Origin of the sequence: Cellulophaga sp. 3_MG-2023, assembly GCF_030546975.1 — a bacterium.
In the GTDB taxonomy this organism is placed as follows: domain Bacteria; phylum Bacteroidota; class Bacteroidia; order Flavobacteriales; family Flavobacteriaceae; genus Cellulophaga.
Window position 1 is genome coordinate 236,002 of record NZ_JAUOPS010000003.1, and the last position, 24,147, is coordinate 260,148.

Annotated in this window: 18 protein-coding genes; 11 read left to right on the forward strand and 7 right to left on the reverse strand. The window is 32.8% G+C overall.

Features of this window, described 5'->3' with window-relative positions; all coding sequences use genetic code 11:
- The 9 genes from Q4487_RS10725 to Q4487_RS10765 all read left to right on the forward strand — a co-directional run bounded on the left by Q4487_RS10725 (position 1) and on the right by Q4487_RS10765 (position 15,904).
- Positions 1-1,251: an efflux RND transporter periplasmic adaptor subunit gene (locus Q4487_RS10725; RefSeq protein ID WP_303542095.1), complete on the forward strand. Its 1,251-nt coding sequence runs from the start codon at positions 1-3 to the stop codon at positions 1,249-1,251.
- 152 nt (positions 1,252-1,403) lie between these two features.
- The gene (locus tag Q4487_RS10730) at positions 1,404-2,102 is read left to right on the forward strand and encodes an ABC transporter ATP-binding protein (RefSeq protein WP_072303906.1); all 699 of its coding nucleotides are present in this window, start codon (positions 1,404-1,406) and stop codon (positions 2,100-2,102) included.
- 51 nt (positions 2,103-2,153) lie between these two features.
- A complete protein-coding gene (locus Q4487_RS10735) occupies positions 2,154-4,511 on the forward strand; it encodes an ABC transporter permease (protein ID WP_303542091.1) in 2,358 nt (785 codons plus the stop codon).
- 30 nt (positions 4,512-4,541) lie between these two features.
- Complete coding sequence (locus Q4487_RS10740) at positions 4,542-6,974, forward strand: FtsX-like permease family protein (RefSeq protein ID WP_303542089.1); 2,433 nt, start codon at positions 4,542-4,544, stop codon at positions 6,972-6,974.
- A 176-nt stretch (positions 6,975-7,150) separates the two neighbouring features.
- Entirely contained in the window at positions 7,151-9,580 is a 2,430-nt protein-coding gene (locus Q4487_RS10745) for an ABC transporter permease (RefSeq protein ID WP_303542087.1), read from the forward strand.
- Between the two features lie 29 nt (positions 9,581-9,609).
- Complete coding sequence (locus Q4487_RS10750) at positions 9,610-10,362, forward strand: head GIN domain-containing protein (protein WP_303542085.1); 753 nt, start codon at positions 9,610-9,612, stop codon at positions 10,360-10,362.
- Positions 10,363-10,374: 12 nt separating this feature from the next.
- Positions 10,375-12,762, forward strand: a complete 2,388-nt coding sequence (locus Q4487_RS10755) for an ABC transporter permease (RefSeq protein ID WP_303542083.1) — start codon at positions 10,375-10,377, stop codon at positions 12,760-12,762.
- A 24-nt stretch (positions 12,763-12,786) separates the two neighbouring features.
- Positions 12,787-15,231, forward strand: coding sequence for an FtsX-like permease family protein (locus tag Q4487_RS10760; RefSeq protein ID WP_303542081.1), 2,445 nt, complete (start codon positions 12,787-12,789; stop codon positions 15,229-15,231).
- Between the two features lie 10 nt (positions 15,232-15,241).
- The gene (locus Q4487_RS10765) at positions 15,242-15,904 is read left to right on the forward strand and encodes an ABC transporter ATP-binding protein (RefSeq protein ID WP_303542079.1); all 663 of its coding nucleotides are present in this window, start codon (positions 15,242-15,244) and stop codon (positions 15,902-15,904) included.
- Between the two features lie 112 nt (positions 15,905-16,016).
- On the opposite strand, the gene Q4487_RS10770 is transcribed toward Q4487_RS10765, so the two are convergent.
- The 7 genes from Q4487_RS10770 to dinB form a co-directional block, all read right to left on the reverse strand.
- A complete protein-coding gene (locus Q4487_RS10770; RefSeq protein WP_157811087.1) occupies positions 16,017-16,403 on the reverse strand; it encodes a hypothetical protein in 387 nt (128 codons plus the stop codon).
- The gene (locus Q4487_RS10775) at positions 16,400-16,819 is read right to left on the reverse strand and encodes a GreA/GreB family elongation factor (protein WP_100894558.1); all 420 of its coding nucleotides are present in this window, start codon (positions 16,817-16,819) and stop codon (positions 16,400-16,402) included. The genes Q4487_RS10770 and Q4487_RS10775 overlap by 4 nt, the downstream gene beginning before the upstream one ends.
- 15 nt (positions 16,820-16,834) lie before the next feature.
- Positions 16,835-18,118, reverse strand: coding sequence for a Glu/Leu/Phe/Val dehydrogenase (locus Q4487_RS10780; protein WP_100894559.1), 1,284 nt, complete (start codon positions 18,116-18,118; stop codon positions 16,835-16,837).
- A 467-nt stretch (positions 18,119-18,585) separates the two neighbouring features.
- Entirely contained in the window at positions 18,586-19,908 is a 1,323-nt protein-coding gene (locus tag Q4487_RS10785; RefSeq protein WP_303542075.1) for a sigma-54 dependent transcriptional regulator, read from the reverse strand.
- A 3-nt stretch (positions 19,909-19,911) separates the two neighbouring features.
- Positions 19,912-21,003, reverse strand: a complete 1,092-nt coding sequence (locus Q4487_RS10790; RefSeq protein ID WP_303542073.1) for a sensor histidine kinase — start codon at positions 21,001-21,003, stop codon at positions 19,912-19,914.
- A 96-nt stretch (positions 21,004-21,099) separates the two neighbouring features.
- On the reverse strand, positions 21,100-21,738 hold the full coding sequence (locus Q4487_RS10795) for a peroxiredoxin (RefSeq protein ID WP_303542071.1): 639 nt from the start codon (positions 21,736-21,738) through the stop codon (positions 21,100-21,102).
- A 101-nt stretch (positions 21,739-21,839) separates the two neighbouring features.
- The gene (gene dinB / locus Q4487_RS10800) at positions 21,840-22,937 is read right to left on the reverse strand and encodes a DNA polymerase IV (protein ID WP_303542069.1); all 1,098 of its coding nucleotides are present in this window, start codon (positions 22,935-22,937) and stop codon (positions 21,840-21,842) included.
- 27 nt (positions 22,938-22,964) lie between these two features.
- On the opposite strand from dinB, the gene Q4487_RS10805 reads away from it, so the two are divergent.
- Together Q4487_RS10805 and Q4487_RS10810 are read left to right on the forward strand one after the other, a co-directional pair.
- Positions 22,965-23,633 (forward strand): NAD-dependent epimerase/dehydratase family protein, encoded by a 669-nt coding sequence (locus Q4487_RS10805; RefSeq protein ID WP_303542067.1) that lies wholly within the window; start codon positions 22,965-22,967, stop codon positions 23,631-23,633.
- Positions 23,633-24,106 (forward strand): CYTH domain-containing protein, encoded by a 474-nt coding sequence (locus Q4487_RS10810; protein WP_303542066.1) that lies wholly within the window; start codon positions 23,633-23,635, stop codon positions 24,104-24,106. Before Q4487_RS10805 ends, Q4487_RS10810 begins: the two co-directional genes overlap by 1 nt.
- Positions 24,107-24,147: the final 41 nt, after the last annotated feature.

Sequence of the window (24,147 nt, forward strand, 5' to 3'; positions counted from 1 at the left end):
ATGGATATTCAATTAGAAAAAAGAAAAGGATTACGTCCAAAACACTATGCATACATTGCTATTGGACTAGTAGTTGCTTTTGCAGCATACAAAATAATTTGGAGTAATTCTGTAGCTACTTTTAGAACAGAGAAAGACAAATTATCTATAGCAGAAGTAACTCAAGGTAAGTTCGACGATTACATTACAATTAATGGTAGTGCAGCACCAATAGCAACCATTTATATGGACGCTTATGAAGGCGGTAGAGTTACCGAAAAATTGATAGAAGAAGGCGCAATGGTAAAAAAAGGCGACATTATTCTAAGGCTAGAAAATAGTAATCTATACGAGCAAATTTTAGCAAGTGAGAGTAACCTTGCGCTAAAACAAAACGATTTAAGATCTACCAAACTAACCTTTGATTCTAGACAAGTAGAAGGTCGTAAATCTTTAGCAACCACATCTTATGAGTTAACCCGTTTAAAGCGTAATTACGAGCAAAACCAAGAGCTTTACAATGACGGGTTAATCTCTAAAGAAGCATTTTTAACCGCAAAAGAGAACTACGAGCTATCTTTAAAACAACATGATATTGTAAAAATACAGACAGAGCAAGACGATAAAATGCGTAATACATCACTTGCTGGTTTAGACACAGATTTAAACAGAATGCAAAAAACATTATCTATGGTTTACGAGCGTCTAGATCACCTAAATGTGCGTGCGCCAGCAGATGGTCAATTAGGATTTTTAGATGCAGAAATTGGTCAAAGTATAAACCAAGGTCAGCGTATAGGGCAAATAAATGTACTAACAGATTATAAAATAGAAGCCGAGATAGATGAGCATTACATAGACCGTGTAAAAAGAGATTTAAATGCCTCTTTTGAGCGCAATGGAAAAACGTATAATCTGCGTTTACGCAAAGTATACCCAGAAGTTCGCGGTGGTAAATTTAAAGTAGATCTAGTATTTACATCAGAAAAACCAGAAAACATAAGAGCAGGACAAAGCTTTAATGTAAAACTACAATTAGGAGCCTCTTCAGATGCGCTTTTGGTATCTAAAGGTAGCTTTTTTCAAAGTACAGGCGGACAGTGGATTTTTGTAGTAAATCCAGATGGTGGCGAAGCTTTAAAACGCAACATAAGAATAGGCAAGCAAAACTCTAAATATTACGAAGTTTTAGAAGGCTTGCAGGCAGGTGAAAATGTAATAACCTCTAATTACGATAGTTTTGGAGAAGCAGAAAAAATAGTTTTAAAATAGGGTGTTCCCTTCGGGCGGGCTTTACGTTGCAATCTTTTTTAAGAAGAAAAAAAAGGATTTACACTACAATCCCTAACACATAAAATAAATAATTAATTCGCAACTAACTCCCTCCTTTAGAGGGTATAGGGAGGATAAAAAATCAATCAAAAATGATACAAATAAAAGACCTTAAAAAAAGCTTTAGAACCGAAGAAGTAGAAACTTTGGCACTAAACAGTGTAAACTTAAATGTAGGCCAAGGCGAGTTTGTAGCCATAATGGGGCCATCTGGTTGTGGTAAATCTACCTTACTAAATATAATAGGTATGTTAGACAATCCATCAGACGGTAGTTACCAATTTGCAGGTCATGAAGTAGGTGGTTTAAAAGAAAACCAACGTACAGGTTTGCGTAAAGGTAATTTAGGGTTCGTATTTCAGAGTTTTAATTTAATAGACGAGCTTACTGTTTTTGAAAACGTAGAATTGCCATTAATCTATTTAAAAATGGATAAGGCAGAGCGCAAACAAAAAGTAAGAGCAGTTCTAGAACGTATGAAAATAGCACATAGAGAAAAGCATTTTCCACAGCAATTATCTGGTGGGCAGCAACAACGTGTAGCCATTGCAAGAGCTGTAGTTACAAATCCAAAATTAATACTAGCAGATGAGCCAACAGGTAACTTAGATTCTAAAAACGGAATAGAAGTAATGAATTTGCTAACAGAACTAAACCAAGAAGGTACAACTATAGTAATGGTAACACACTCAGATAGAGACTCGCATTACGCACACAGAGTTGTAAATCTTTTTGACGGCCAAATAGTAACCGAAAGTCATAATAAACCTTTTGAGGCAGTAGTAAAATAAGCAGAGTTCATCATCAATCAATCAATCAATCAATCAAAATAGTCAATCACCATGTTCAAAAATTATTTTAAAATTGCGTTTAGGAGCTTGTTAAAAAATAAAGGCTATAGTTTTCTCAATATTTTTGGGTTAGCAATGGGGATTACCTGTGCCAGTCTTATTTTTTTATGGGTAGAAGATGAGGTAAACTACGACGCAGTTTTTCCTAATAAAGAGCAGGTGTATTATTTGCCAACCAACCAACAATATAATGGTGAGTGGCGTACATTTACTTCTACTCCCGGACCTTTAGCAGAAGCTTTAAAAAAGGAAGTTCCTGGGATTATAAATGCTACTAGGTATAGAGATGAAGAACGACTTTTTAAACAAGGAGACAAGTCTTTATATAAAAAAGGGAGTTATGTAGATTCAGATTTTTTAGACATTTTTAGTTTAGAATTTATACAAGGAGATGCAAACACAGCATTGGAAGATACAGACGCCATAATACTTACCAATGAAACAGCATCACAATTATTTGGAGCTGGCAACAATGCGGTTGGTAGAACCATAGAACTAGACAATAAATACAGTTATACCGTTACAGGTGTTGTTGTAGATTTTCCTAAAAATGTTACTGTAAATTTTGATTGGCTAGCGTCTTTTGATGCATACGCTAAAGACAAAGATTATTTAAATGCTTGGGGAAATAACTCTGTAGACACGTATATACAATTAGACCAAAAAGTAGATGCAGCAGTTGTAAATACAGCTGTAAAAAAGTTTTTACAAACAAAAGTAGAAGATAGTGATACTTATGCCTTTATGCATAGTATGCTAGACTGGCGTTTACGTGATAATTTTGAAGGCGGAGTGCAAGTAGGAGGTAGAATAGTGTATGTGAATTTATTCTCTGTAATTGCTTGGATTATCTTAATAATTGCCTGTATTAATTTTATGAATCTTTCTACGGCACGTAGTGCTAAAAGAGCTAATGAGGTTGGTGTGCGTAAAGTTTTAGGAGCTGGTCGTAAACGTTTAATTTTTCAGTTTGTAACAGAATCTTTAGTTATTTCTGCAATAGCTACATTGGTAAGCGTATTACTAATATTTTTAGTATTGCCACAATTTAATATCATTATAGAAAAGCAATTGGTAATGGGGTTAGCCAATCCTTTACATTGGTTAGTTTTACTTGGTATAACTATTTTTTGTGGTGTTTTTGCAGGCTGCTATCCAGCATTTTATTTGTCTTCATTTTTACCTGTAACAGTTTTAAAAGGTATTAGTAGCAACCAAAAAGGATCTGTTTTTATTAGAAAAGGCCTTGTGGTAACCCAATTTGCAGCATCAATAATATTAATAATATGCACTATAGTGGTGTATAAGCAAGTACAACATGTAAAAAACAGACAGTTAGGGTATAATAAAGCAAACCTTGTTACAATGAGTGTAAGGGGTGATATGGTTAAAAATTATACTGCTATAAAGCAACAGATGCTTGCCTCAGGCTTAATAAGTAATGTAGGTTTAAACAGTTACAACACATTATCTATAGGTAATAATGGGTCTGGAGCAACTTGGTCTGGTATGGCAGATGAAAACAATGAAATGCTTATATCATTTAGGTATATAAATTCAGATTTTCTTTCTACTGCAGGTATGGAGGTTATTGATGGAAGAAACTTTAAGCAAAAACCAGAACTAGACAGTGTAAATTTTATAATAACAGAGTCGTTTGCTAAACTAATAGACCCAGTATCTGCTGTAGGTAAAAGCATCTATTTTGGAGAAGACAAATACAATGTTGTTGGTGTAGTTAAAGACTTTTTATATGGTGATATGTACGGGAAGAGCGATCCTGTAATTTTTCTTAACGCACCTACAGAGGCACAATATATGTATGTGCGTATTGCCAAATCTGCAGATACTAAAAAAGCTATAGCAGCAATGGCAGGTGTTATGCAAAAAAACAACACAGCTTTTCCGTTTGAGTATGAGTTTGTAGACGATGCATTTAACCAAAAGTTTAAAAGCGAAATGTTGGTAGGCACATTATCTAAACTATTTGCAATATTGGCCATACTTATCTCTTGTTTAGGTTTGTTTGGCTTAGCCGCATACACATCAGAACAAAGAAGTAAAGAAATTGGTGTACGTAAAGTTCTAGGAGCTAGCGTAGCTAATATAGTAAACCTACTTTCTAAAGATTTTATTAGGCTAGTACTCTTGTCTATTGCTATAGCCATACCGTTGGCTTGGTGGGCAATGTCTAGCTGGTTACAAAGTTATGCTTACCGCATAAACATACAATGGTGGATGTTTGCTTTGGCAGGCTTAGGGGCCATTACAATTGCTATGTTAACTGTAAGTTTTCAGGCAATAAAAGCAGCTGTAAATAACCCTGTAAAAAGCTTGCGTACAGAGTAACACATCATCAATCAAAAAAAATAAAAAGTTATGTTTAAAAATCAATTAAAAATAGCGTGGCGTAGTCTTAAAAAAAATCCGTTACAAACAGGTATAAATATTCTTAGTCTTACTGTAGGTACAATATGCTGTTTAATTATAATATCATATGTTAATGCACAATTTGGATATGATACGCAACATAAAGATGCAGCTTCTATATACAGAATACGTACTAAAATAAAAACAAAAGGCAATAACAGTATAAATGCAGACGTAGCTACAAGTAGTCCGCCAATAGCTTTTGCTTTAAAAGAAGATTTTCCTGAGGTGGTAGATGCTTGTAGAGTTGTTTATTTTGGGTCTGGAGAAGAAGCACTTATTCGTAACCCTAAAAATAACCAAAGTTATTATGAGAGTAAGGGGTATGTAGCCGATTCTACTTTTTTTAAATTTTTTAATTATACAGCTACAGAAGGTAATTTAGCCACAGCCTTAGAAAAGCCAAATAGTATTGTTTTATCTAAAAAATTAGCTTCAAAATTATTTCAAGATGAAAATCAAATTATAAATAAAACATTGGTTATTGGTGCAGGAGAAGATCAATTTAACGCAACCATTACTGGAGTTTTTAATGAACCAGCTAACCCAACCCACTTAAATCCTAATTACATACTGTGCATGAACTCGCCTGGTATTGGCGAATATGCTAATAACATAACTAATTTTGCAACACAAAACTTTGCATATACTTATATTAAACTTGGTGCCAATGTTAGTAAGGCTAGTTTAGAAAAAAAGTTGCCGAAGTTTATGTTAGATCGTGGAGGAAACGATTTAGCTGATATGGGGTTTGATAAAAAATTGTTACTACAATCTGTTACAGATATTCATTTACACTCTAAAGGAATAGACAAGCAAATTGAAGAAGTTTCTAACATTGAGTATTTGTATGCGTTGCTATTTTTAGCCTTTATAGTACAACTAGTTGCTTGTGTAAATTTTATTAATTTAAGTACTGCAAGGGCAAGTAAAAGAGCAAAAGAAATAGGGGTAAGAAAAGCCATTGGAGCACAAAAAAGTTCTTTGGTAAAGCAATTTTTAAGTGAGTCTATTTTAATTGCATTTTTAGCAGTATTTATTAGCATACCTATAGTTTTATTATTGCTTCCGGTAGCTAATGTATTAACAGGTGGCAACATAGAGCCAGAACACATACTAAACCTTAAAATTTTATTATTGTTGGGATCTATGGGTTTGTTAACAGGTTTAATAGCAGGTATTTACCCCGCATTGGTATTGTCTTCTTTTAAGCCGTCTAAAGTGCTAAAAGGGGCAACAGAATTACAGTCTAATAATGGTTTGTTAAGGCGTGGTTTGGTTGTTTTTCAGTTTGTAGTGTCAATAGTTTTAACGGTTAGTGTTATTATAGTGTCACAACAATTAAAGTTTGCTAAACAAAAAGATTTAGGCTTTAACAAAGACAATTTGTTAGCTATACGTTTAGGAACCCAAGAATTACAACAAAACTATAGTGCTATACAATCACAGTTACAAGGAGTACCTGGTGTTAGTTCTGTTACAGGGAGTAACAATTATCCATCTAGATCTATTATGGGCGATTTGGCAATGCGTTTACCTAGTCAGGATGATGATAACCTAACTTCTGTATATTACAATGGTATTACTCCTAATTATTTAGAAACAATTGGCACTAAAATTATTAAAGGTCGTAAGCTTAGAGCAACAGACTCCACAGGTATATTAGTAAATATGGCAACGCTAGAGGCTTTTAATATTGATATAGAAAATGCCTTAGCAGCAAAAATTATAAGTAGTTATGGTAGTGAAACAGAAGAATATGAAGTAGTAGGTGTAACAGAGAATTTTCATTTTGAAGATTTTAAACAGGTAATTTCTCCTATGCTTATATATAGTGAAACAGAGCCAGACTGGATCGTTGCAAGGTTAGAAACCAGCAACATAAAAAGTGTTTTGAGCGGTTTAGAGGCCAACTGGAAAAAAGTGAATCCGTATGCACCGTTTGAGTATGTTTTTGTAGATAAAGAAACAGAAAGGTTATACGCAGAAGAGCAAAAATTATCTAAAATATCTATAGCCTTTAGTATTTTGGCCATCTTAATTAGTTGTTTAGGATTGTTTGGTTTAGTGTCTTACGTTGCAGAGCAAAAGAAGAAAGAAATTGGGATACGTAAAGTTTTAGGTGCCAGTGTAAAATCTGTTGTACAATTATTAACCAAAGATTTTTTAAAGCTGGTATTGGTTGCATTTGTAATTGCATCTCCAATAGCATATTACTTTATGCAAAATTGGCTACAAGATTTTACTTATAAAATTGAAATTAAATGGTGGGTATTTTTATTGGCAGGTGGTTTTGCAATGCTAATAACAATTGTAACTGTTGGTTTTCAGTCTATAAAGTCTGCAATAGCAAACCCGGTTAAAAGTTTACGAACAGAATAACTCTTTTTTTAACGTACAAATTATGGACACTTAGTGTAAAAAATTTAGACACTTTCAAATTTTTTGAATCCTAAATTAAGTGTAAGATATTAATAATCAGTACCTTGTGTTTTTGGCACAGAATTAGAATATTAGTAAGCATCAAATCAAAAAACGAACAGTAAAGAATAAAAATTATGTTTAAAAATCAATTAAAAATAGCATGGCGTAATTTAAAAAATAACCTGTTTTTTACATTTTTAAATGTATTTGGCTTAGCTATAGGTGTTGCAGGAGCGCTACTAATTTCATTATATATTTATGATGAGCTTAGTTATGATAAAATGTTTGCAGATGAAGCACTAATTCATAGAATAAATGCAGATATAAAGTTTGGAACATCTTCTAATAATTTAGCTGTTGTAACGCCACCAATGGCATCAGTTTTAGAAAAAGAATACTCAGAAGTACAGCTAGCAACAAGGTTAAGAGGTTGGGGCGGAATGTTGGTGCGCCAAGCAAACTCTACTAAAAATATAAAAGTTAATGTCAATGCTTTTGCAGATCCTTCTTTTTTTAAAATGTTTGGACTAGGCTTATTACAAGGTAATACAGAAACAGCATTACAAGAGCCAAATACTATTGTAATTAGTAAATCTACAGCAAAAACACTTTTTACAGAAGAGCAAGTAATAGGTAAACAAATAGTTTTAGATAATGATGAGGTATATACGGTAACAGGAGTTATAGAAGATTTTCCTAAAAATTCGTTTTTAAGAGATTATAGTATGCTTATGTCTATGGCTAGTAACCCAAATGCAAAAGAAGTTACTTGGGGCAGCAACAACTTTAGCACTTTTGTAAAGTTAAACCCTAATACTAACATAGCTAGTTTTAATAAAAGGTTGCAAAATGTATTTACAAGTTATGTTGTACCCTATGCTCAAAAAACATTTGCGCCTACAATGACGGTAGAACGCTTTAAAAGCGAGGGTAATTCTTATGTTTTTAGCACTATACCGCTACGTAAAATACACTTACACTCAGACCGTGTAGCAGAATTAAACCCCAACAATAGCATACAAAATATTTATATTTTATCATTTATAGGCTTGTTTTTAGTGGTTTTAGCAAGTGTAAATTTTATGAATCTTTCTACAGCTCAATCTCTTAAAAGAGCCAAAGAAGTTGGTGTTCGTAAAACATTAGGTTCTTCTAAATACCATTTAATAAAGCAATTTTTAATAGAGTCTGGTTTGGTGGCTTTTATAGCATTAATTTTTGCTGTCTTGCTTACTTTTTTAGCATTACCATATTTTAATGACTTAGCAAATAAAAGCATAGAAATTCCGTTTTTAAAGCCGTTTTTTTGGATTTCACTTTTGGTTTTCACACTGTTTTTAGGATTACTTTCTGGCAGTTATCCGGCATTTTTTATGTCAAAATTTAAACCAGTAACCGTATTAAAAGGAGGAGGCAAAACAACAGGTACTGGCGAAAAAATAAGAAACGGATTGGTTGTTTTTCAATTTGCAATCTCTGTGTTTTTAATGGGCAGCACATTGGTGGTTTTTCAACAATTACAATATATAAAAGGCAAAGATATTGGTTACACCAAAGAACAGGTTCTGGTTTTAGATGATGTATATGCTGCTGGTGACCAAGTAATATCTTTTAAACAAGAAATAGAGAAATTAGCAAGTGTAAAAAGTGTGTCGTTAACAAGTTTTTTACCAACGCCATCTAACAGAACAGACCAATCTTTTACGGCAAAAGGAAGAGCTGTTGAAGACGCAGTAGTGCAAATGCAAAAATGGGATGTAGATGAAGATTATATTCCTACCTTAAGTATAAATCTTGTTGCAGGAAGAAATTTTGACCCTAAGTATAAAACAGATTCTACAGCTATTATAGTAAATGAAACAACATTAAACAGATTGGGAATTAACCCAACGGATGCTATTGGAATGGTATTTGTAGATGATTCTGATACTACAGAATATAAAGTTATTGGCGTGGTTAAAGATTTTCATATCTCTACATTACGTAATACAATAGACCCTGTAAGCTTTAGGCTAAGCCGCAGAGTAAGTAGCAAATTAGTAGTAAAACTAAGTCAAGGAGATTTTGCTAAATCTATAGCAAGTATAGAGGGTTTATGGGCAAATGTAGCTTCAGAACAACCATTTAATTATTATTTTTTAGACGATTCTTTTAACGATGTTTATAAAGCAGAAGAGCGTTTAGGTAAAATATTTATTGCTTTTACCATTTTATCTATACTAATAGCTTGTTTGGGGTTATTTGGTTTAGCAACATTTAATGCAGAAAAGCGAATAAAAGAAATAGGAGTACGCAAAGTGCTAGGAGCAAGTATAAGTAACATTGTGTACAAATTAACATTAGACTTTTTAAAACTAGTAGCAATAGCTATAGTAATTGCTATACCATTGGCTTGGTTTGTAATGACAAAGTGGTTAGAAGATTTTTCATACCGAATAGAAATTAACGGATGGTCTTTTATTTTAATTGCGATGTTGGTGCTTACAATTTCAATTGTAACAGTAAGCTATCAAAGTATAAAAGCAGCAATATCTAACCCAGTAAAAAGCTTACGAACAGAATAAAACCATCAATCAAAAAATAAATAGAACCTATGAAAATCAATCAAATTAAAATAATAACAGCACTTTTTTTAGTAGTAATGACTATGAGTGTTAGGGCACAAGTAAGTGAAAAAAAAGTAGCAGCATTTAATAAAGTAATTATTAGTCCGCACATACAAGTAACTTTTGTAGAAGGAGAAACAGAAAGTGTAGCAATTGAAAGTAGCACTGTAGCAGAACATAAGATAAATGTTGAGGTTTCTGGAAAAACTTTACGTGTATATTTAGAAGGGGCAAAAGAGTTTACTAAAAGCGAAAAAACAAATAAAAATGGCTACAAACAGCGCACGTCTATCTACAAAGGTACCGTTGTAAAAGCTGTTATTACCTATAAAAATATAGAAGAATTATCTTTAAGAGGAGAAGAAACCATAGTGTGTAAAAGTCAGTTTACCCAAAATAAATTACGATTAAAAATATATGGCGAATCACAAGTGTTTATAAATGATACAAACCTTAAAGAATTGCACGCTACTATATACGGAGAAAGCTTTTTAGAACTAAAAAAAGGTAGTGTAGAAAACCTGAAAATTACAGCTTACGGAGAAACTAAAATTAACACTTTAGGCATAAAAAATGACAACACAAAAATTACAGCTTACGGTGAGGGTAGTTACCGCGTACAGGTTTCTAAAAAATTAAAAGTTACGGCTTACGGTGAGGCAACCGTTGCTTACCAAGGAAATCCGGAGTTAAATAAAGGTCTAATTATTGGCGAAGCAACTATTCAAAAAATACAGTAAAGACTAAAAATTATGTTTAAAAACCATATTAAAATAGCATGGAGAGGTCTTAAAATGGACAAGATGTTTTCTGCATTAAATATTTTAGGACTATCAATAGGCTTAACAATAGCAATACTACTTTTCTCTTTTATTTCTTTTGAAAAAAGCTTTGACAAACAATATAAAAGCTACTCAGATATATACAGAGTGTTGGTTAATACCACAGGAGATGCTTTTGATAAAGAAATTATGGCAACAGCTCCGGCAGCAGTTGCACCAGCTTTAAAAGAAGAATTGCCTACAATAAAATATGCAGCCAGAATGTTGCAACACAGCTTTGGCGAAACAGCCTTTATAAAAGCAAACAATAATAATTTTTTAGAGAAAGGACTGTTTTGGTGTGACCAGGAACTTTTTTCAATTTTTGATACTAAATTTATAAAAGGAGATCCTGCTTCTGCAATTACTAGGCCTAATACGGTTGTATTGTCTAAAAGTGCAGCAGAAAAATACTTTGGAACTATAGACCCTATGGGGAAAACTATAAAAGTAGATGATAAAACAGAATTAGAAGTAACGGGTGTTTTTGAAGACTTTGCTAAAAACAGTACGGTAGATTGTAATTTAATAGCATCATTTAGTACCACATACTTTTTTAAAGAACCAAGCTGGAGCAACTCTAGTTTTGAGACTTATGTGCAATTAAAAGACAATGCATCTAAAATGGCTTCAGAAAATCAAATGCAGCAAATTTTAGATAAAAACGTGGACAAGCAAGGACAATGGTATACACTTTCTTTACAGCCATTATCAGAGGTGCACTTATATTCTAAAGGTTACACAAGTACATACACATCTAGAATTGGTAGTATTTCTGAAATTAAAAACTTATCGTTTTTAGCATTGCTTATTTTACTTATTGCTTGCGTTAATTATATGAATTTAATGACAGCACGCTCTCAAAAAAGAGCAAAAGATGTGGGTATAAATAAAACGCTTGGAGCATCATCTAAAAGTTTAGTTGCTAGGTTTTATGCAGAAACAGGTTTGCTAACTTTAATTGCATTATGTATTGGTATTGCACTATCTATTGCAATTATTCCTGTTTTTAATAGTATAACAGGTGCTAGTTTAGATTATAAATTTTTAATAACTCCAACTTTTATTATTGGTGTATGTGTTGTTTGGTTGGTAACTACATTGGTGGCGGGTTCTTACCCTGCTTTTTATCTATCAGGATTTTCACCTAGTTCTATATTAAAACCAGCAAACAGAACCGTAAGTAATGCAGTTATTAGAAAAGCATTGGTTGTATTTCAGTTTACAGCTTCTGTAGTTTTAATTGTGGGTGTATTAGTTGTGTACCAACAGTTAGAGTTTATGAAAAATAAAGACTTGGGTTATAAGCCACAAAACGTTGTAGCTGTTTCTACAGCTGCAATTAAAACTTACAATAACAAACAGGCTTTAGCAAGTGAGGTTAAAAAACTAAGTTCGGTTATAGAAGTTGGTTCTGCCCAGGGTTTTCCTGGTATGGATGTAAGTGGAAGATCTTTACATAAAAACGACCAAGATGAAAACGGAAAAAGTATACAAACCAATGTAGCAGATGCTAGCGTTTTAGATGTATTGCAATTAAAGCTTTTAGCAGGTAAAACATTACCAAACGTGAAGCAAAAGGGCGATACGCTTGTAGACGTGGTTTTAAATAAAAAAGCAATTGCATACTTAGGTTTAACACCAGAAGAAGCTATTGGTAAAAAAGTAGATATGCAGTTGGGAGATGATGCTACAATAATTGGTGTTGTAGACGATTTTAATTTTGAGTCTTTACACAAACCAATTGGTGCTTATGCTTTTCATAACAGTAGGTTTGAGGGCAAGCCTTACTTGCTTGTTCGTTTTAATAGTACATCTATAACAAGTACTATGAAACAATTAGAAGCTGTATATGCTAAGGTTGCTCCAGACTCTAGTTTTGATTATACGTTCTTGGATAAAAATATGGAACAGCTATATGCGCAAGATCGTAAAATGGCACAGGTTGGATTGTTATTTTGTTTGCTAGCCATTTTTGTAGCGTGTTTAGGCTTGTTTGGTTTGGCAGCATTTACAGCAGAGCAACGTAAAAAAGAAATAGGTGTGCGCAAGGTGTTGGGCGCAAGTGTAGTAGGCATAACGCAAATGTTATCTAAAGATTTTTTAAAGTTAATAGCTGTGTCTTTAATAGTGGCTTTTCCTGTTGCGTATTTTGTAATGCAACAATGGTTAGAGGAGTTTGCTTTTAGAGTAAATATTAGCTGGTTTGTGTTTTTTATAGCAGGTATGTGTGCTATTTTAATAGCGCTATTAACGGTAAGTTTTCAGGCAATAAAAGCAGCAACAGCTAATCCAATAAAAAGTTTAAGAACGGAGTAAATTTTACTCTATAAAATAATAATTATGATTAAGAATTATTTTAAAATAGCGTTTAGAAACTTATTTAATAATAAACTCTTTTCTTTAATTAAGATTAGTAGTTTGGCTATTGGCCTAAGCGTGTCTTTTGTTATTGGTTTAATGGTGTATTATGATTTTACTTTTGATAAATTTCATCCAGACAAAGATCATATATACAGGGTAACAACAGAGTTTGTAACTCCAGAGGGTAGTTTTTATAATCCGGGAGTTTCAGTTCCTTTAGCTGATGCCTTAAAACAAAATTCGGCTAGTTTGGCTGCTGTTGCCCCTTTTTTAACTACGTATCCGTTACATATAAAAAACACAGTAACAGATAAAACATTTAAAAGACCAGATTATGTAATTTATGCAGATAAAGGTTTTTTTAATGTATTTAAATATAAATGGTTGGCTGGCTCTAAAGAAAGTGCGCTAGAGAGTCCAAATCAGTTAGTGTTATCAGAAAAAAGAGCTAAAAAATATTTCCCCAATACCGCTTATACAGATATAATAGGCGCAAATATGGTGTATAACGATACCATAAATATGCAAGTAACTGGTGTGGTAGCTAATTTTACAGAGCGTACAGATATTGTTTTTGAAGAGTTTATATCATTAAAAACAGCTCATCAGTCAGATATGACAAGTGCTGTATTAAGTAGCAATTGGAACGGAACCAACTCGGCTTCACAATTGTTTATAAAAATAGCTAAAAATTCTAGTGCTAAAAATGTACAGCTTACACTAAATAAGTTAGCAAAAGAACATAAAGACCCTAATGAAGAAGAGTTTGGTAATGAGCGTAAGTTTTATATGCAGCCACTACAAGAAATGCATTTTGATACTAACTATTACACTTTTGATTTTGACTCGGAGCCAGCAAGTAAATCGGTACTAATAAGTTTAGGCTGTATTGCTCTTTTTTTACTGCTGTTAGGTAGTATTAACTTTATAAATTTAAATACAGCACAGGCAACGCAAAGAGCTAAAGAAATTGGTGTTAGAAAAACACTAGGAGGCTCTAAAAAACAACTAATTTATCAGTTTTTAGGAGAAACCTTTTTACTAACCATTTGTGCTGCAATTGTGTCCATAGCACTTTCTTTTTGGCTGTTAAATATATTTGCAAACTATATACCAGCAGGTCTAAGTTCAGAGCTGTTTGCAGAGCCAACAGTTATTGTATTTATTATTGTATTACTATTAGTTGTTACATTATTATCTGGTTTCTATCCGGCAGTAGTACTCTCTCATTTTAAGCCAATAGCAGTACTAAAAAATCAAATTGTAGCTTCTAATGATAAAACATCATTACGTAAATACTTAACTGTTTTTCAGTTTATAATAGCACAGGTTTTTATAATAGCAACGCTTTTAGTGGGTAAGCAAATAGCATTTTTATTGCAAAAAGATATGGGTTTTAGAACCGAAGCCATAGCATCTGTTAGAGCTCCTTGGTATACTATGACACCAGAAAAACAACAACGATTATTAACTAAAATTGAAGCCATACCAGAGGTAAACAAAGTTAGTTTAGCAGAATATCCGCCAGCATCTTTTAGTACTAGCGCAACAAATACTAGTTATTTTGATGAAACTAATGCACCAGTACATACAGAACTACAATTATTATATGGCGATAAAAACTATTTAGATATCTACGGAATTGAATTACTTGCCGGGAGAAAGCAAAACAATGATAGCATTAAAGAATTTGTAATTAACCAAACGTACTTGCGTTTATTAGGTTTTAAAAATCCCAACGATGCTATAGGGAAAATGATTAAAAGTGAAGGTGAAGAACACCAAATAGTAGGTGTTATGAAAGATTTTAATCAGCGTTCTTTAAAAACAGGAATTAAACCATTGGCTTTTGTAGGTACAGGCGGAGCAAACAGAAAATTTAAAACATTTCATATTTCTTTTGCTAATGTAAACGGAGAAAACTTATCTAATGCAACTAAAAAGTTAGAAAATGCTTGGAACAGTGTTTACACAAATGAGCCTTTTGAACTTATTTTTATGGATGAGACTATAAAAAACTTTTATAGCCAGGAACGTAAAACTGCTGTATTGTTAAATTGGGCAACAGGTTTAGCTATTGCAATTAGCTGTTTAGGTTTACTAGGTCTTGTGGTTTATACTACAGAACGCAGAACCAAAGAAATAGGCATACGTAAAGTATTAGGAGCATCTTTATTAGAACTAAATCTGTTGCTAAGTAAAGAGTTTTTAAGCTTGGTTGCTATTGCATTTATAATTGCTGCGCCAATAGCCTATTTTGGTATAGATTATTGGTTGCAAGACTTTGCAAATAAAACTAGTTTAAGTTGGTGGGTTTTTGCAATTAGCGGTGTTGTTATGCTAATAGTTACAATGTTAATTATGGGTGTGCGCACTTACATGTCATCTACTAAAAATCCAATAAAAAGTTTACGAACAGAATAAAATACAAATTATGTTATTAGAATTAAACAATATATACAAGTGGGTACAGTCTGGCGGACAAAAAATATTTTTACTAAAAGACATTAATTTAAAAGTAGAAGAAGGCGAGTTTATTTCTATTATGGGGCCGTCTGGTTCAGGAAAATCTACCTTACTTAATATTATAGGTATGCTAGATATATTTAATGAGGGTGAATATAATTTTTTAGAAGACTCTGTACATAATTTAAAAGAAAAACACCGCTCTAACTTGTATAAACAGTACATTGGTTTTGTTTTTCAGGCCTATCATTTATTAGATGAGCTTACCGTTTATGAAAACTTAGAAATGCCATTGTTGTACAAAAAGTATGGCTCGTCTGAGCGTAAAGCATTGGTGGCAGATATGCTAGATAAATTTAATATTGTAGGCAAACAAAACCTGTTTCCTAGTCAGCTTAGTGGTGGTCAACAGCAGTTGGTAGGTATTGCAAGAGCCTTAATTTCTAGTCCAAAACTTATTTTGGCAGATGAGCCAACAGGTAATTTAAACTCTAAGCAGGGAGAAGAAATTATGGAGATTTTTAAAGAGTTAAATAAAGAAGGCGTAACAATTATACAGGTTACACACTCAGAAAAAAATGCGGCTTATGGGTCTAGAACCTTAAATTTATTAGACGGAAGACAAGTATAAAAGTATATAAAAAAGAACACAACAGCCCCCACCGTTGTGTTCTATCTAGGCCTAAATGCAAAAACCTAGTTTTAATAAGAAGGATTAACTTACAAAAACCCTCTTATCTCGTTTATGCGGTTTTAAGTAAAATCAGAGAAAAAGTTTTGGTTTTAGTTTTTCTGTATTTGTGTACATAAGCCAAATATTCATTTCTTTTTCTTTCGTGATTTTCAAGATAAAAAGCATCACATTCTACAGTGTCACATTCTAAATTACCAAGTGCAGTATTGTTATACCTACGCATTTCTACTACCATCTCTGCATTTTCTTTTTGTAAATTTTGCAGCTCTTGATTTATAGTTTTTTGATTAGCAATGCGCTTTTCTATCTCTATTAAATACCCTAATTCTTCAGCAATAAACTCTAAGTTGCTTATCCAATTGCGCAGCTCTTCCTTGTCTTTTTTCATCATTATGCTGCCGTCTTCCTCGTGGTTATAAAACAATTTTGAACTCATACTACAGTATTTATATCTATATAATTATTTTTTTGTTCTACGTTGGTTACCGTAAGGGTTTTTTCTCCTGCTGGGAACTCCCATAAAAGTGTGTCGCCTTTTGCGTAACCAATTACGGCAGTGCCCATAGGAGTTAAAATAGATAATTTTTTGTTTTTTAAATCACTATCAGATGGCTTAACTAATTGAAAACTATTTTGCCATCCTTCTTCTGCGGTAATAGTTACAATAGAGTTAAACCTAATAACATCTGTAGGCATATCTTTTTCGTCTTTTACAGTAGCAGTTTTTAGCTCGTTATTAAGCTTAGCAATAGATTTTTTATATGTTACGTCTTTATGATAACCAGATAGGTTCATCAATTTTTTTAACAACACATATTCTTTTTTTTCAATAATTAAGCCTCCGTATTTCATCTTCTTATCTGTTATTTATGGAAAAATTCCTCTTTGTACATAAGCCTGTTCTAAACGTTCTATGGCAATATTAAAAGCAGCAGTACGCATATCTATATCTTTTTCTAAAGCAGTTTTCATTACTTTATTAAAAGATTCTTTTAGCTTTTTATGCATTTTTTCTAATACTTCATCTAGCTGCCAAATTTCTCCGTTTCTATTCTGCAACCATTCATAATAACTACCAATTACACCACCAGAGTTGCATAAAATATCTGGAATAATAGCAACACCTTTTTCTAGTAATATTTTTTCAGCTTCTACGTCTGTTGGTCCGTTGGCACCTTCAGCAATTAAAAAAGCTTTAATACTATCTGCGTTATTTGCCGTAATTTGGTTACCCAAAGCGGCTGGTACACAGATATCGCAATTAATGCCAAAGAAGTTTTCGTTTAATATTGGTGTAGCATCATTAAAGCCTGCAACAGCACCATTGTGTTCCATAGTATGCTTGTATAAATCTTCAACAGATATTCCGTTTTCATTTATAATAGAGCCAGATGCATCTTGTACGCCAACTAAAATGGCACCTTCATTTTCTAAGAAATGAGAAGTCCAGTAACCAACATTACCAAAACCTTGTACAATGTATTTTTTATCTTTTAGGCTTACTTTTTTATTTTCTGCCCAAAATTTTATACTTAAAAATACACCATAACCTGTAGCTCTGTCTCTACCTTCAGAGCCTCCGGCACCTACAGGTTTTCCTGTTACAACGTGCATATTTTTAGAGCGTTCTGATGGTGCTTTTGTAGACATGTATGTATCTAAAATCCACGCCATTGTTTGCGGATTTGTGTTAACATCTGGTGCCGGAATATCTAATTCTGGACCAATATTATCTCCTAAAGCGTAAGTAAATCTTCTAGTAATGCGCTCTAGTTCTGCTTGTGAATATTTACTAGGATCTAGTTGTATGCCACCTTTGGCACCACCGTAAGGCAAACCTGCTAAAGAGGTTTTCCAGGTCATCCACATAGCTAAAGCTCTGGCAGCATCTATATCTACAGTTGGGTGATAACGTAAACCACCTTTATATGGGCCAAGCGCATTGTTATGTTGTACTCTATAACCTGTAAATACCTCTACATCTCCATTATCCATTTTTACAGGAAAATGCACAACAAGCTCGTTGTTAGTGATGCTTAATATTTTTCTAATATTAGGATTTAAGTTTATGTTATCTGCGCTATAATTAAATTGTCGCATAACATTATCTAGCATCCCTTGCTTCAACTTTTTTTGTTGTTTTGCTATCATTATATTTAATTTAAAACTAATTCTTTTCTGGTTTCTTTTTTAGGACTAAAGTCCTGGCCTATTGTCTGTTGATACTCACTGCAGTTGTATACAGAACTTTTATTTTTTGTTAGTACACAATGTATCTGGTGCTTACAAGTGCAACAGAGGCTCTTCTCTATTATTTTTACCATTGTTTTATTATTAACCATTAAAATGCTACTTGACTTTCACAAAAAAACCACACCACTTGAGTTAAACATTTAGAAAGCCAAGTAGACAAATCAATCAATCAACTATAAAAATCTAAAATCATTTTTATAATAACTTACTCGTGTGTGTATTGGCAAGCTGTGTGCCTAAAAAGATTAAATAATAAATATTTATAGCAACTACCTGTAATTCAGTAGTTTGTTTGATTGCAATTAATTTTGAAGAAAAGATGGGGTGAGGAGAATTGCCCCAGCTGGGGAAAAATACCCCAGTGTTTATTTTAATTTTTGACGTAAAGTTTTACGGTCTATTTGAAGAATTTCTGCTGCCTTTGTTTTATTATTGTTTGTGGCAGCCAATACTTTTAAAATGTAGTCTTTTTCCATTTGCTGTAAGCTTGAAAAAGAAGCATCTGGAAATTCTATTTTGTATTTTAAATAATCTGGAAAATCTTTTATGTCAATTTTTCCATCGCTCATAATAACAGCGCGTTGTATTACATTTTCTAGCTCTCTAATATTGCCTTGCCAATGATACCTTTGTAACATTTTTAAAGCATCATCTGTAATTTGTAATAAACGGTCTTTGTATTCTACACCATATTTTCTTAAAAACTGTTCTACCAGTAGCGGAATATCAGATTTTCTTTCTCGTAATGGCGGCACGTTTATTTGCACTACAGTTAGCCTGTAATACAAATCTTCTCTAAATCTTTTATTAGCAATATCTTCTTGTAAATTGTTGTTAGTTGCAGCAATAATACGCAAGTCTACTTTTTCTACTTTTTGCGAGCCTACTTTTGTAATTTCTTTTTCTTGTAATGCTCTTAGTAATTTGGCTTGTACAGCAGTAGAAGCGTTGCCAATTTCATCTAAAAACAACGTACCATTATTTGCTGCCTGAAAAAAACCATTTTTATTTTCGTTAGCTCCTGTAAAAGCACCTTTTGTATACCCAAAAAGTTCTGACTCTAATAGGTTTTCTGGTATGGCGCCACAGTTAACAGCAATAAAAGGCTGTTTGGCAAACTTACCAGAAAAATGAATAGCTCTTGCCACAAGTTCTTTACCTGTGCCACTTTCACCCTCTATTAAAACAGTTGCCTTGTTATTTTTTACGCGCTCTATAATTTGAGTTACTTTTTCAAAAGCAGTAGACTGCCCAATCATTTGTCCGTAACCAGAAACAGCTGTTTGTTTTTTTTTCTTTGGTTTTTTAGTTTTTTTAGAACTTTCTAAAGACCTATTTACTGCCTGTTTTAATTCTTCTTTTGTAAAAGGTTTGGTAAGGTAATCTGTAGCGCCAGATTTTATAACACTCATAGCATCATCTACAGAGGGGTAGCCAGTAATAACTAATTTAGGAATTTCTGGATAATGTTCTGCCGTGTATTTTAGTAACTGCAGACCATCAATCTCTGGCATTTGTATGTCTGTAATTAACAAATCTATAGTAGAGTCATGCAATACGTATAAAGCCTGTTTAACAGACACAGCCTTGTATACGTGGTAATTTAAAGCTTGTAAATGACGCTGTAAAAGCTCTAGTATATGAATATCGTCATCTACAATTAAAATATTTTCTTTTTCTAACCCCATTTTTTACAGTTTAGGAATTGTAACAGTAAATATAGTTCCCTTAGGTGTATTAGCACTATAGCTTAAGTTTCCTTTATGACTTTTAACAATGCCGTGCACTACGCTTAATCCTAAGCCAGACCCATCACCAACTGGTTTGGTAGTAAAAAAGGGTTCAAAAATTTTGTTACCTAATTTAGGATCTATGCCACTACCTTGGTCTTTAATATGTATTTCTACGGTAGTAGATTTGTCTTTTATTTCTAGGTTGATGATTCCTTTTTCCTCAGAAAAATAAATAGCATTTATAACCAAGTTAAATAGCACTTGGGTAAGTTGTATACGGTCTATTTTTAAAGCAATTTCAGGATTACTAGAGGTAAAGTTAAAAGCAATACTTTTTGTTTTTAGTATTGGTTTTAAAAGCTCAATAGCTTCTTTACAAATAGGAATAATATTAACCAAACTTTTTTGTTGTGGCATTTCGCAAGCAAAAAACATTAATTTTTTTACCACTTCTCTAGAGTAAATAGCACTATTTATTATTTTGTCTACGTCTTTAGTTGCTTGCATATCTTCTTTGGTGCGGTCTTTTAAAAGCTCTGCAAAGCCTAAAATGTTAGCAAGTGGTGTATTTAACTCGTGCGCTATACCAGCTGTAATTTCACCAAGTATACGCAACCTATCAGACTGTTCTACTTGCCTTTTTATTAAAATTTCGTTCTCCTTAATTTCTTTACGTTCTAGTAAATTACCAACCTCTAAGCACACATTGTTTAGTAGTAGTTGTTCCTCTTCAAGAAAATCTAAAACACTGTATTTTTTAGACGGATAACCAACTTTTATAGTTCCAATTTCTTTGTTAAAAAGGGTAATTGCTGAGCTTAAAAAAACATAGTCTGTGTGTTCTTTTTTAGATATGATATGGTAGTCATTAGTTTTAAGAACAACGTACGTATCATCTATATACTGCCACGCATTTTTAAGACAAGATACAATGGCTTGTAAACCAACTTCAATCTCATTATAATCGCAATTAACTATAATAGAAGTAACGTCATACAAACAGGTGAGTTCTTTAATTCGTTCTTTTAATTTTTCCTCTGCAGATACCATAGTTACAAAATTAAGGGAACATAAATGTACTACAAAAAAATAGCTCTAGTAAACAAAAATGTCTACTAGAGCCTGGTTTTTATTACAAACAACTTGTTAGGCAGTAGGGTCTGGTGTCATCCTTAAATAAGGTTTAATTTCTTCTACACCTTTAGAGAATATTTTTTCTGCATCACTAGTAGCAATAGCAGGACTAACAACTACTTTTTCTCCATTTTTCCAGTTGGCAGGTGTAGCTACTTTATGGTTTGCTGTAAGTTGTAAAGAGTCTATTACACGCAACAACTCATAAAAATTACGGCCTGTAGATGCAGGGTATGTTAATGTCAATTTTACTTTTTTATCTGGGCCAATAATAAATACAGAACGTACTGTTAAGTGGTTGTCTGCGTTTGGGTGAATCATATCATACAACGTAGATACTTTTTTGTCCTCATCTGCAATTATAGGAAAAGTAACTGTAGTATTTTGTACTTCGTTAATATCTTTAATCCACTCGTTATGAGAAGCTGCACCATCTACGCTCAATGCAATCATTTTTACATTGCGCTTGTTAAACTCATCTTTAAATTGTGCAGCAGTACCTAATTCTGTAGTACAAACTGGTGTAAAATCTGCCGGATGAGAAAAAAGAATTCCCCAGCTATCACCTAAATAATCGTATAAATTTATTGTTCCTACAGAACTGTCTGCAGTAAAATCTGGTGCTTCATCACCCAATCTTAAACTAGCCATATTATTGTATTTTTAATTAAAAATCTGTTTACCCTACAAAATTAGTAGATTATTTGTTTGTAAAGCGTTAAAATAGGTTAAACTTTTTGTAAATTAGAGAGTTAAAACAGAAACTTTAACTGTACGCTAATACTTTCTTGTTCTGGTTTTTTCTTGTCTGGAGTATTTAGGTTTGCTAATGAAATGCCTAATAAGCGAACTGAATTTTCAAGCTTTTCTTGGTATAGTAATTCTTTTGCTATTTCTAAAATCAAATCTTTATCTGCAATAAAATAGGGTATAGTTTTACTTCTTGTCTGCAAAGTAAAATCGCTATATTTAATTTTTAAAGTAATTGTTTTACCCGCAATTTTGGTTTTCTTAAGTCGGCGTTCTAATTCGCTAGCAATATTTTCTAATCGTTCTAGCATAAAAATTTCACTACTTAAATTTTCATTAAAAGTACGTTCTGCACCAACAGATTTTGGTATTCGGTTTGGTTTTACAGGGCTATTGTGTATGCCTCTAACAACGTGGTAGTAGTAGGCTCCACTTTTACCAAAATTATTTTCTAAAAACTCTAAGGTTTTATTTTTAAGATCTAAGCCGGTAAATATGCCTACTTTGTACATTTTTTCTGCGGTAACCTTACCTACACCATAAAATTTTCTAATTTCTAACTCTTCTAAAAAAGATAAAACTTCTTCTGGGTTAACCGTTTTTTGTCCGTTTGGTTTGTTGTAATCACTTGCAACTTTGGCAATAAATTTATTTATAGATATGCCTGCAGAAGCGGTAAGTCCTAGTTCATTAAAAATACGTTCTCTTATTTCTTTTGCAAGTAATGACGCAGACGGATTCCCTTTTTTGTTTACCGTAACATCTAAATAAGCCTCGTCTAAAGAAAGCGGTTCTACCAGATCTGTATAGTCGTAAAAAATGGCTCTAATTTTTTGTGATATCTCTTTATACCTAGCAAACCTGGGTGGCACAAAAATTAAATCTGGACAATTACGTTTTGCCATATAGCCACTCATAGCAGAGCGTACGCCAAATTTACGAGCCTCATAACTAGCCGCAGAAACAACACCTCTTTTTTCGCCGCCGCCAACAGCCAATGGCTTACCAATAAGCTCAGGATTATCTAACTGCTCTACAGATGCGTAAAAGGCATCCATATCTACATGAATAATTTTTCGTAAAGGTAAATCCTTGGTCATACACAAATTTACGGTATATTTAGGTTGATGAAAACAAAAGAAAAAACAGCTATTGTCTTAGGTGCAACCGGTGTAACTGGTAGTGCTTTGGTATCTTTATTAACTCACCATAATGCGTATGCAAAAATAAAGCTATTTTCTAGATCTATAAGTGGTTTTACTCACCCAAAAATTGACGAATACATAGTAGACCTTCAAGATTTAGAAAAACATAAAAGTAGTTTTACTGCAGATGAGGTGTATTGTTGTATTGGAACTACTAAGGCCAAGACACCCAATAAAGAAACATATAAAAATATAGATTACGGCATACCACTACAAGCCGCAAAATTATGCAAAGAAAATGGTATTGGTACATATATGGTTATATCTGCCTTAGGTGCAAATGCATCTAGTTCTGTTTTTTATAATAAGATAAAAGGCCAAATGGAAAATGATGTAATTGCGTTACAAATACCAAAAACACATATACTACAACCGTCTTTAATTGCAGGAAAAAGAGAAGAGAAAAGAATGGGCGAGTGGTTGGCAAAACAGTTTTTTAAGGTGTTTCAGTTTTTACTAATTGGTTCTTTAAAAAAATACAGACCCATACATCCGGAAACAATTGCAAAAGCTATGGTTTGGTTAGGAAATAATGAAGAAAGTACTATAAAAATACAGTCTGATAAGATTAAAGAATTAGGAGAGGAATAATGGTAGAAATAGAACGTAAGTTTTTAGTAAAGAGTGATGCTTTTAAAGCTGAAGCAATTTCTAAAAAAAGAATAGTACAAGGTTTTTTAAATACAGATCCAGAGCGTACTGTTAGGGTTAGAATAAAGGGCGATGATGGATTTTTAACCATAAAAGGAAAATCTAACAGCACGGGAACATCTAGGTTTGAGTGGGAAAAGCAAATACCAGTTAAAGAAGCAGAAGCATTGCTTAAGTTATGTGAAGAAGGTGTAATTGATAAAATACGTTACAATGTTACTGTAGCAAACCACTTGTATGAAGTTGATGAATTTTTTAGTGACAACCAAGGTTTAATTATAGCCGAAGTAGAATTAAAAGATGAGGATGAGGAATTTGTAAAACCCAACTGGTTAGGAGAAGAGGTTACTGGTGATATTAAATATTATAATTCTCAGTTAAGTAAAAATCCCTTTAAAAATTGGAGTTTATAAATAAAAAAGTCTAGTAAATTTTACTAGACTTTTTTATTTTT

What these genes read in the sequence shown, in the direction of transcription:
- Q4487_RS10725 (WP_303542095.1), top strand. Translation starts at nt 1, where the DNA reads ATGGATATTCAATTAGAAAAAAGAAAAGGATTACGTCCAAAACACTAT.
- Q4487_RS10730 (WP_072303906.1), top strand. Translation starts at nt 1,404, where the DNA reads ATGATACAAATAAAAGACCTTAAAAAAAGCTTTAGAACCGAAGAAGTA.
- Q4487_RS10735 (WP_303542091.1), top strand. Translation starts at nt 2,154, where the DNA reads ATGTTCAAAAATTATTTTAAAATTGCGTTTAGGAGCTTGTTAAAAAAT.
- Q4487_RS10740 (WP_303542089.1), top strand. Translation starts at nt 4,542, where the DNA reads ATGTTTAAAAATCAATTAAAAATAGCGTGGCGTAGTCTTAAAAAAAAT.
- Q4487_RS10745 (WP_303542087.1), top strand. Translation starts at nt 7,151, where the DNA reads ATGTTTAAAAATCAATTAAAAATAGCATGGCGTAATTTAAAAAATAAC.
- Q4487_RS10750 (WP_303542085.1), top strand. Translation starts at nt 9,610, where the DNA reads ATGAAAATCAATCAAATTAAAATAATAACAGCACTTTTTTTAGTAGTA.
- Q4487_RS10755 (WP_303542083.1), top strand. Translation starts at nt 10,375, where the DNA reads ATGTTTAAAAACCATATTAAAATAGCATGGAGAGGTCTTAAAATGGAC.
- Q4487_RS10760 (WP_303542081.1), top strand. Translation starts at nt 12,787, where the DNA reads ATGATTAAGAATTATTTTAAAATAGCGTTTAGAAACTTATTTAATAAT.
- Q4487_RS10765 (WP_303542079.1), top strand. Translation starts at nt 15,242, where the DNA reads ATGTTATTAGAATTAAACAATATATACAAGTGGGTACAGTCTGGCGGA.
- Q4487_RS10770 (WP_157811087.1), bottom strand. Translation starts at nt 16,403, where the DNA reads ATGAGTTCAAAATTGTTTTATAACCACGAGGAAGACGGCAGCATAATG.
- Q4487_RS10775 (WP_100894558.1), bottom strand. Translation starts at nt 16,819, where the DNA reads ATGAAATACGGAGGCTTAATTATTGAAAAAAAAGAATATGTGTTGTTA.
- Q4487_RS10780 (WP_100894559.1), bottom strand. Translation starts at nt 18,118, where the DNA reads ATGATAGCAAAACAACAAAAAAAGTTGAAGCAAGGGATGCTAGATAAT.
- Q4487_RS10785 (WP_303542075.1), bottom strand. Translation starts at nt 19,908, where the DNA reads ATGGGGTTAGAAAAAGAAAATATTTTAATTGTAGATGACGATATTCAT.
- Q4487_RS10790 (WP_303542073.1), bottom strand. Translation starts at nt 21,003, where the DNA reads ATGGTATCTGCAGAGGAAAAATTAAAAGAACGAATTAAAGAACTCACC.
- Q4487_RS10795 (WP_303542071.1), bottom strand. Translation starts at nt 21,738, where the DNA reads ATGGCTAGTTTAAGATTGGGTGATGAAGCACCAGATTTTACTGCAGAC.
- dinB (WP_303542069.1), bottom strand. Translation starts at nt 22,937, where the DNA reads ATGACCAAGGATTTACCTTTACGAAAAATTATTCATGTAGATATGGAT.
- Q4487_RS10805 (WP_303542067.1), top strand. Translation starts at nt 22,965, where the DNA reads ATGAAAACAAAAGAAAAAACAGCTATTGTCTTAGGTGCAACCGGTGTA.
- Q4487_RS10810 (WP_303542066.1), top strand. Translation starts at nt 23,633, where the DNA reads ATGGTAGAAATAGAACGTAAGTTTTTAGTAAAGAGTGATGCTTTTAAA.